This is a genomic window from Streptomyces sp. NRRL F-4489, assembly GCF_001509485.1.
Classification (GTDB): domain Bacteria; phylum Actinomycetota; class Actinomycetes; order Streptomycetales; family Streptomycetaceae; genus Streptomyces.
In genome coordinates this window covers 1-8,423 of sequence record NZ_LLZI01000074.1, presented here as the reverse complement: position 1 = coordinate 8,423, position 8,423 = coordinate 1, and the positions used below count along the sequence as shown (strand labels likewise).

Sequence of the window (8,423 nt, the reverse complement as noted above, 5' to 3'; positions counted from 1 at the left end):
CCCCCCGGCAACCCCGGGGGGGGGGGGCCCCCCCCCCCCCCCGCCAAAAAAAACCCCCCCCCCCCCCCCCCGGGCCCCCCCCCCCCCCGCCGAGCCCGGCCCCCGCCCCGCCCGCCGAGCCCGGGCTCCGCCCCCGAGGCCCCCACCGGCCAGGGCCCACCCCACCCCACCCCTGATGCGAAGATCCCCCCGTGGAGTTCCCGTACGGCCAGGATCCTGGCGCGCCCGTCCGGTCCGGTGTTCCCGAGCACGGACGCATTCCCAAGTACTACGCGGCGAAGGTCGCCATCGCCGCGCTCCTGGCCGAGCTGGGCGAGGGCGAACCGCTGCCCGCCGAACGCGACCTGGCGCAGCGTTTCCAGGTCTCCCGGGAGACCCTGCGCCAGGCACTGCGCGAACTGGTGCTGGAGGGGCGGCTGCGCCGGATGGGGCGCGGCACGGTCGTCGCCGGGCCCAAGATGGAGCAGCCGCTGTCGCTCGCCAGTTACACCGAGGGGGTCCGCCGCCAGGGCCGTACGCCCGGCCGCCACCTGGTCTCGCTGGACCGCTTCGCCGGCCCGCCGGCGCTCGCCCGCGATCTGGGCGTCGAGCCGGGGGACGCGGTGTGGCACATGGAGCGGGTGCTGCTCGCCGACGACGAGCGGGTGGGCCTGGAGAGCACCTACGTGGCGGTGGCCCGGGTGCCGGACCTGGCGACGGACTTCGAGCCGGACTCGTCGTTCTACGCCTATCTGCGCGAGCGGCTCGGCATCGGTTTCGGGGACGCCGACGAGCGCCTGGAGACCGTGCTGGCCACCCCGCGCGAGGCGCTGCTCATCGGGACGCCGGGCGCGCTGCCGATGCTGCTGATCCACCGGCTGTCCCGCGACACCGAGGGCCGCCCGCTGGAACGCGTCCGCTCGCTCTACCGGGGCGACCGGTTCTCGTTCACCACCCACCTGGGGCGGACGCCCGGCCCGTAAGAGCCCGTTAGAGCCCGTAACAGCCCGGAAGGGGGCGCGCGGCCGGCGGCCGGTCCCGAGACGTCGGAGCGCTACGCCCCCTTTGTCTGGATATTCTGTGGGACGTGATCGAGTCTGGACGGCCGCGGCCGCGTCGCCCCGGGGGCCGTGGGGCGCTGGTGCGGCTGTCACCGGTCGTCCTGACCGTCGTCATCGCCGGCCTGGCCTACGCCACCCCGCCCGAGCTGGCCTTCAGCCGCCTGCTGCCCGCGGCGCCGGCGCTCGCCGCGGCCATGTGGCCGGTGCTGCCCACCGTCGCGCTCGGGGCGGCCTGCCTCGGCCTGATGCTCGGCCTCAGCGTGGTGTTCCCCGGCCTGGGGACGTGGTGGACGGCCGGCGGCATCATCGCCGTCACCGTGGCGGCCGCGTACGGCAGCCACGTCCGGCTCCAGCGGGAGCGCACCCTCTTCCAGGTGCGGCTGGTCGCCGACGCGGCGCAGCAGGTGGTGCTGAGCCCCATGCCGCGCCGCTTCGGGGACGTCGAGATCGAGTCGCTGTACGTGGCGGCCGCGGCGGAGGCCCGGATCGGCGGGGACTTCTACGAGGTCGTCGACACGCCGTTCGGGGTCCGGCTGCTCATCGGCGACGTACGGGGCAAGGGCCTGCCGGCGGTCGGCGCGGCCGCGGCGATCGTCAACTCCTTCCGGGAGGCGGCCTACGGCGAGGCCGACATGGTCAGCGTCGCGCGCCGGCTGGACGCCAGCAGCGCCCGCTACAACGCCGCCTTTCCCCCTGAGGGGCCGATGGAGCGGTTCGCCACCGCCCTGCTCGTGGAGATCCCGCACGGGGGCGGGCCGATCGGCATCCTCAACTGCGGGCACCCCCCGCCGCTGCTGCTGGCCGGCGGCGCACTGCGCGCGCTGGAGCCCAGCGCCCCCTCGCCGCTGCTCAACCTCGCGGAGCTGATCGGCGATCACTACCACGTCGACACCTTCGACCTGGCCCCCGGCGACCTGCTGCTGCTCTACACCGACGGGGTCACCGAGGCCCGCGCCCGCGACGGCAAGTTCTTCCCGCTGGCGTCCTGGATGGGCCGGCAGCCCCGGACGCCGCCGCACGAACTGCTCGCTGCCCTGCACCGCGACCTCCTCCACTACAGCAGGGGGCGCCTGGACGACGACATCGCCGCCCTCGCGGTGCGGCTGTCCGACCACCGCCCGGAGCGCCGCTGACGGCGAATGGTCCGAAGGGCCCCCGCCGGGTCACCAGACCGCGTCGTCCCCGAGGTCGGGGAGGAGGCCGGCCGGATCGGCGGGGGGTTGGCCGGTGCGGCCGGTGGGGTCGGTCGGGTCGGGGAGCGCCAGCTCGGCCCAGATGATCTTGCCGCGCCCGGTGTAGCGGGTGCCCCAGCGCTGGGCGAGGTGCGCGACGAGGAAGAGCCCGCGCCCCCCTTCGTCGGTCGCGGCGGCCTTGCGCAGATGCGGCGCGGTGCTGCTGGCGTCGGCCACTTCGCAGGTCAGGGCGCGGTCGTAGAGGAGCCGTACGGTGATCGGCGGGGCGCCGTAGCGGACGGCGTTGGTGATCAGTTCGCTGAGCAGCAGCTCGGTGGTGAAGACCGTGTCGCCCAGGCCCCACCGGGTGAGCTGGTCCACGCACGCGGCGCGGACGGGGCCGACGGCCGCCGGGTCGGGGGCGACGTCCCACTGGGCGACGCGGTCCGGATCGAGGACGCAGGTGGTCGCCACCATCAGGGCGATGTCGTCCGAGGGCTTCGGGGGGACCAGGGCGTCGAGGATCTCGTCGCAGGTCTCCTCGTTCCCGCGGCCGGCGCCGCCGCGCAGCACCGTGCGCAGCAGGTCGAGGCCGGTGCCGAGGTCGCGGTCGCGGTTCTCCACCAGCCCGTCGGTGTAGAGGACGAGCCGGCTGCCCGGGGGCAGGTCCGCGGTGTGCGTCTCGAAGACCGAGGTGCCCAGTCCGAGCGGCAGATTGGCCGGTACGGGCAGGAAGTCCGCGGTGCCGTCGCGCCGGACCACGGCGGGCGGGACATGCCCGGCGCTCGCGCTCCAGCACCGCCCGGTCGTCGGGTCGTACACCAGGTAGAGCAGGGTGGCGCCGGTGATCTGCCCCGGCTGGACGCCGTGCGGGGGGTCCTGATCGATACGGGTGACGAGTTCGTCGACGTAGCTGAGGAGTTCGTCCGGCGGCAGGTCCAGCGCGGTGAAGTTGTGCACCGCGGTCCGCAGGCGCCCCATGGTGGCCGCGGCGTGCAGACCGTGCCCGACCACGTCGCCCACGACCAGGGCCACCCGGGCGCCGGGCAGCGGGATGACGTCGAACCAGTCGCCGCCGACACCGGCCTGGGCGGGCAGATAGCGGTAGGCGACCCGCACCGCGTTCTGCTCGGGCAGGTCGCCCGGCAGCAGGCTGCGCTGGAGGGAGACGGCGAGGGCGTGCTCGCGGGTGTAGCGGTGGGCGTTGTCGATGCAGACGGCCGCCCGCGCCACCAACTCCTCGGCGAACGCCAGGTCGTCGGGGCCGAACGGGCGCTCGGTCCGGCGCCAGAGGTTGGCCCGGCCCAGCAGTGTGCCGCCCGCCTGGATCGGTACGACGATCAGCGAGTTGAAGCCCGCCCGGATCGCGCGCTCGGCACGCCCGGGACCGGGCGCCCGCCAGTCCTCGGCCGCGGCCAGGTCGGGCACCAGCACCGCGCGCCCCTCCTCCAGGCTCCGCCGCTGCGGTGTCGCGGGCAGCAGCGGCACCCGCGCGCCGACGGCGAACTGCGGGTGGTCGGCGGTGACGGCGCGCGCCGCCACCCGGCGCGTCGACTCCGGCATCACCGGCGGCGGATCGTCCCCCGCGACGACGAAGTCCAGCAGGTCGACACTGGCCGCGTCCGCGAACGCCGGCACCGCGACCTGCACCAACTCCTCCACGGTCCGTACCACGTCCAGGGTGGTGCCGATCCGGGCCCCGGCCTCGAAGAGCAGGTGCAGACGCTCCGCCGTGGCCTCCGCCCGGCCCGCCAGCGCCCGCAGTTCGGTGGTGTCCCGCAGGGTCGCCACGCTTCCGGCCCGCTGCCCGGGGCGCCCGGCGGGGCGGTGGCTGACGGCCAGCAGCCGGTCGCCGGCCATGTGCACCTCATCGGTGGCGACCCGCCGGCCGGCCAGCAGTTCGGCGATGCCCGGCTCCAGGCCGATCTCCCCGATGTGCCGGCCCTCCGCGTCCTCGGGCAGCGCCAGCAGCCGCCGCGCCTCGTCGTTGGCCAGCACCAGGTGCTGTTCGCCGTCGACGACGAGGACGCCCTCGCGCACCGCGTGCAGCACCGCGTCGTGGTGCTCGTACATCCGGGTGACCTCCGCCGGGCCCAGCCCGTGCGTCTGCTGGCCCAGGCGGCGGCTCACCCAGCCGGCGCCCACCGTGGCCAGCGCCAGCGCCCCGGCCGCGCCGGCCGCGATCAGCGGCAGCTCCCGGCCCAGCACCGCGGACACCGTGGAGAACTCCACCCCCGTGGTCACCATCCCCACCACCGCGCCCCTGGCGTCCTTGACCGGGACGACCGCCCGCACCGCGTCCTGGGGCGCGCCCCGGAACCGTTCGGTGTACGACTGGCCGGCCAGCGCCCGGCTGAAGTCCCCGGCGGCCCGCGTCCCGATCAGGTCCGGTTTCGGGTCGGTGTACCGGATGCCGTCCCGGCTCAGCACGGCGACGAAATCGACCCCGGCGGAACGGCCGACCCGCACCGCGAGGGGCTGCAGCGCCGCGGTGGGATCGGGCGACCGCAGCGCCGCGGCCGTCGAGGGGGACTCCGCCAGGCCGACCGCGCAGGCCAGCGAGCGGTCGCCCGCCGCCTGGACGTCGGCGGTGTGGTTCTGCCACGCCAGTACGGCCGCGCCGGCCGCGATCAGCAGCAGCACCATCACCCACTGGAGCAGGAACACCTGCCCCGCGACGCTGCCCAACCCCGCCGCGGCGCCCCGCCGCCAGGCCCCGGACGGCCGCCCCGGCCGGTGGCCGCGCACCGGCGGCCGGGACCGTTTGCTGCTCATGCGACACCTTTTACAAGCATTTGCCAGTTGTTACCACAAGAGCCCGCTTTTCCCGGCCAGCGGACTCGCCTTGGTGCGAGCGGTACGGCGGGCGCGGTGCGGCGGCCTGCCGCTGAGCGGGTTCGGTCGTACGCGCCATGCGCCCCGCGACGCCCTCTTGCATCACGGAACGGTAACGGGTCTAGGCCAACCTTGAAGGCCCGTTAACCGGCCCGTCGCCGGGCCGACGTCCGGGCGCCACCCGGTGCCGGGACCGTCGGGGCATGCGAGTCATAGTCGTCGGAGCCGGTGTGCTGGGGACCCTGCACGCCTGGCACGCCATCGAACGGGGCCACGAGGTCCTGCACCTCGAACGGGAGGACGAGGCCCGCGGCGCCTCCGTCCGCAACTTCGGGCAGATCTGGGTCAGCGGCCGGGCCGGCGGCGAGGAACTGGACACCGCCCTCCGTGCCCGCGAGCTCTGGGAGTCGCTCGGCGCCCGCGTCCCCGGTATCGGATTCCGCGCCACCGGCTCCCTGACCGTCGTCCGCACGGACGCCGAACGGGCCGTCGCCGAGGAAGCCGTCCGCCGCCCGGACGCCGCCGCGCGCGGCTACCGCCTCCTCGACCCGGCCGCCGCCCGCGCCCTCAACCCCGCCCTGCGCGGCGACTTCCTCGGCGCCCTGTGGTGCGCCCGGGACGCCGCCGTCGAACCCCGCGTCGCCCAACGCGCCCTGAAACACGCCCTGTTGGCGTCCGGCCGCTACACCTACCTCGGCGGCCGCGAGGTCCGCGACCTCACCGGCGGCAGCGCCGTCCGCGACGACCACGGCACCACCCACCACGGCGACGCCGTCCTCCTGTGCACCGGCGCGTGGCTCGGCGGCCTGGTCCGCGAACTCGCCCCCGACCTCCCCGTACGCCGGGTCCGCCTCCAGATGATGCAGACCGACCCGCTCGGCGAACCCCTGCCCACCTCCGTCGCCGACGCCGACAGCTTCCGCTACTACCCCGCCTACCGCGGCCCCGCCCTGGACGCCCTCAACGCCGCCCAGGACCAGGCCCCCACCGCCGCCGCCCACAAGATGCAGCTGCTGATGGTCCAGCGGGCCGGCGGCGGACTGACCATCGGCGACACCCACGAGTACGCCACCCCGTTCGCCTTCGACACCGTCGAGGAGCCCTACGAGCACCTCACCGGCGTCGTCGAGGCGCTGCTCGGCCGCCCGCTGCCCCGTATCCGCCACCGCTGGGCCGGCGTCTACGCCCAGTGCGCCGACCCCGCCCGCGTCGTCCACCGCCAGCGGGTCGGCGACGCAGCCTGGCTGGTCACCGGGCCCGGCGGACGCGGGATGACCTGCGCCCCCGCCATCGCCGAAACCACCGCCGACGCCCTGGGATGGTGAGCCCGTTGCCGACCCCGCCGACCTTCCCCGACCGCGCCCCCGGCCCCGCCGACGTCCGCCTGGTCGTCCTCGACATGGCCGGCACCACCGTCGCCGACGACGGCCTGGTGGAGCAGGCGTTCGACGCCGCCGCCCGCCACATGGGCGTCGCACCGGGCAGCCCCCGCCACGCCGAACAGCTCGCGCACGTCCGCGCCACCATGGGCGAATCCAAGATCTCCGTCTTCCGGCACCTGTACGCCGACCCCGGCGGCGACCCCGAGGCCACCGAGGACGCCGCCCGCCGCGCCAACCGCGCCTTCGAGACCGCGTACGGCGAACTCGTCGCGGCCGGCCGGATCGCCCCCGTCCCCGGTGCCCGCGCCGCCATCGAGGCGCTCCGCGACGCCGGCCGCACCGTCGTCCTGACCACCGGATTCGCCCGCACCACCCAGGACGCGATCCTCGACGCCCTCGGCTGGCGCGGCCTGGTCCCGCTCACCCTCTGCCCCGCCGACGCCGGCGGCCGCGGCCGCCCCTACCCCGACATGGTCCTCGCCGCCCTGCTGCGCACCGGCGCCGCCGACGACGTCCGGCAGGTGGCGGTGGCCGGCGACACCGCCTACGACATGCTCGCCGGCCGCCGCAGCGGCGCCACCGTGGTCGCCGGGGTCCGCACCGGCGCGCACGACGCCGCGCGGCTCACCGCCGCCGGTGCCACCCACGTCCTCGGCTCGGTCGCCGAACTCCCCGCCCTGCTGGGGGCCGTGTGATGCCCGGCCCGACCACCGCCCCCGCACCGGCGCGGCCCGCCGCCCCCGCCGCGCCGCCCCCGGCCTCCGGTATCCGCTTCGACCGCGTCACCGTCGCCCACGGCCGGCACGGCGAGCACACCGTCCTCGACGCCCTCGACCTGACCGTCGAACCGGGCGAGGTGATGGCCCTGCTCGGCCCCTCCGGCTCCGGCAAGACCACCGCCCTGCGGGCCGTCGCCGGCTTCGTCCGCCCGGTCTCCGGCCGCGTGCTGATCGGCGGCCGGGACGTCACCGGCCTGCCGCCCCACCGGCGCGGCATCGGCATGGTCGTCCAGCAGTACGCGCTCTTCCCGCACCTGACCGTCGCCGGGAACGTCGCCTTCGGCCTCAAGGCGCACCGCACGCCGCGCGCCGACATCCCCGGCCGGGTCGCCGAGGCCCTGGAGCTGACCGGTATGGCCGGCTACGCCGACCGCCACCCCCGGGAACTCTCCGGCGGCCAGCAGCAGCGCGTCGCCATCGCCCGCGCCCTGGCCATCCGCCCCGGCGTCCTGCTGCTGGACGAGCCGCTGTCCGCCCTCGACACCCGGCTGCGCTCCGGCATGCTCGCCGAACTCGCCCGACTGCACCGGGAGTTGCCCGACGTCTCGATCCTCTACGTCACCCACGACCAGGTGGAGGCGCTCACCCTCGCCGACCGGATCGCCGTCCTGGAATCGGCCCGGCTCCGCGAATGCGGCACCCCGCGGCAGCTCTACCGCCGCCCGCGCACCGCCTTCACCGCCTCCTTCGTCGGCACCGCCAACCTGCTGCCGGTCACCGTCCGCCGGGACGGCGCCGTGGACTTCGCGGGCCGCACCCTGACCGTCGCCACCGGCGGCGCGGCACCTGGCGCGAGGGCCACGCTGTGCCTCCGGCCGCATCTGCTGACGCCTGGGGCGAGTGCGGGGGCGGGCGCCGGGCCGGGCTCCGGGGCGGGCGTTGGGCCGGACGCCGGGCCAGGCGGCCCGAACACCCTGCGCGGCACCGTCACCGACGTCCAGTGGCGCGGCGCCACCCACCGCCTGCACCTGTCCGCCGGCGGCCACCGCCTCCTCGCCGACCTGCCCGAACTCCGCGAGATCCCGGCCCTCGGCACGGAACTCACCCTGCGCTTCGCCCCGGAGGACGCGTCCCTCATCCCGGGGGGCATCGGGCCGGACGACGGCCGGGAGGGCACCTCCTCGTACGACCCGGAGGGCACCGCCCCGTACGCCCCGGACGGCCTCGGCCCGGACGGCGGGCCGCGCCATGCCTGAGCCGCCCCGCCCCCGACTC

Annotated in this window: 6 protein-coding genes; 5 read left to right on the top strand and 1 reads right to left on the bottom strand. The window is 76.3% G+C overall.

The genetic code is table 11. The features are described from left to right. The first annotated feature begins 191 nt into the window (after positions 1-191). Positions 192-962 carry a GntR family transcriptional regulator gene (locus ADL22_RS08515; protein WP_066975374.1) on the top strand — a complete coding sequence of 257 codons (771 nt, stop codon included), beginning with the start codon at positions 192-194 and terminating at the stop codon, positions 960-962. Positions 963-1,066: 104 nt separating this feature from the next. After that, complete coding sequence (locus ADL22_RS08510) at positions 1,067-2,173, top strand: PP2C family protein-serine/threonine phosphatase (protein ID WP_234430597.1); 1,107 nt, start codon at positions 1,067-1,069, stop codon at positions 2,171-2,173. A 30-nt stretch (positions 2,174-2,203) separates the two neighbouring features. Here the strand turns inward: ADL22_RS08510 and ADL22_RS08505 are convergent, their stop codons facing one another. Beyond that, positions 2,204-4,987 carry a SpoIIE family protein phosphatase gene (locus ADL22_RS08505; RefSeq protein ID WP_066975370.1) on the bottom strand — a complete coding sequence of 928 codons (2,784 nt, stop codon included), beginning with the start codon at positions 4,985-4,987 and terminating at the stop codon, positions 2,204-2,206. A 263-nt stretch (positions 4,988-5,250) separates the two neighbouring features. On the opposite strand from ADL22_RS08505, the gene ADL22_RS08500 reads away from it, so the two are divergent. Genes ADL22_RS08500 through ADL22_RS08490 form a run of 3 tightly spaced genes read left to right on the top strand, consistent with a single transcriptional unit; the run spans position 5,251 to position 8,404 of the window. Further along, a complete protein-coding gene (locus ADL22_RS08500; RefSeq protein WP_079063950.1) occupies positions 5,251-6,372 on the top strand; it encodes a TIGR03364 family FAD-dependent oxidoreductase in 1,122 nt (373 codons plus the stop codon). Beyond that, complete coding sequence (locus tag ADL22_RS08495; protein ID WP_066975366.1) at positions 6,366-7,124, top strand: phosphonatase-like hydrolase; 759 nt, start codon at positions 6,366-6,368, stop codon at positions 7,122-7,124. Before ADL22_RS08500 ends, ADL22_RS08495 begins: the two co-directional genes overlap by 7 nt. Then, positions 7,124-8,404: an ABC transporter ATP-binding protein gene (locus tag ADL22_RS08490; RefSeq protein WP_079063949.1), complete on the top strand. Its 1,281-nt coding sequence runs from the start codon at positions 7,124-7,126 to the stop codon at positions 8,402-8,404. The genes ADL22_RS08495 and ADL22_RS08490 overlap by 1 nt, the downstream gene beginning before the upstream one ends. Positions 8,405-8,423 lie beyond the last annotated feature (19 nt).

Excerpts from the sequence above, each read along its gene's own strand:
- ADL22_RS08495 (WP_066975366.1), top strand. The coding sequence starts at position 6,366 with ATGGTGAGCCCGTTGCCGACCCCGCCGACCTTCCCCGACCGCGCCCCC.
- ADL22_RS08500 (WP_079063950.1), top strand. The coding sequence starts at position 5,251 with ATGCGAGTCATAGTCGTCGGAGCCGGTGTGCTGGGGACCCTGCACGCC.
- ADL22_RS08505 (WP_066975370.1), bottom strand. The coding sequence starts at position 4,987 with ATGAGCAGCAAACGGTCCCGGCCGCCGGTGCGCGGCCACCGGCCGGGG.
- ADL22_RS08490 (WP_079063949.1), top strand. The coding sequence starts at position 7,124 with ATGCCCGGCCCGACCACCGCCCCCGCACCGGCGCGGCCCGCCGCCCCC.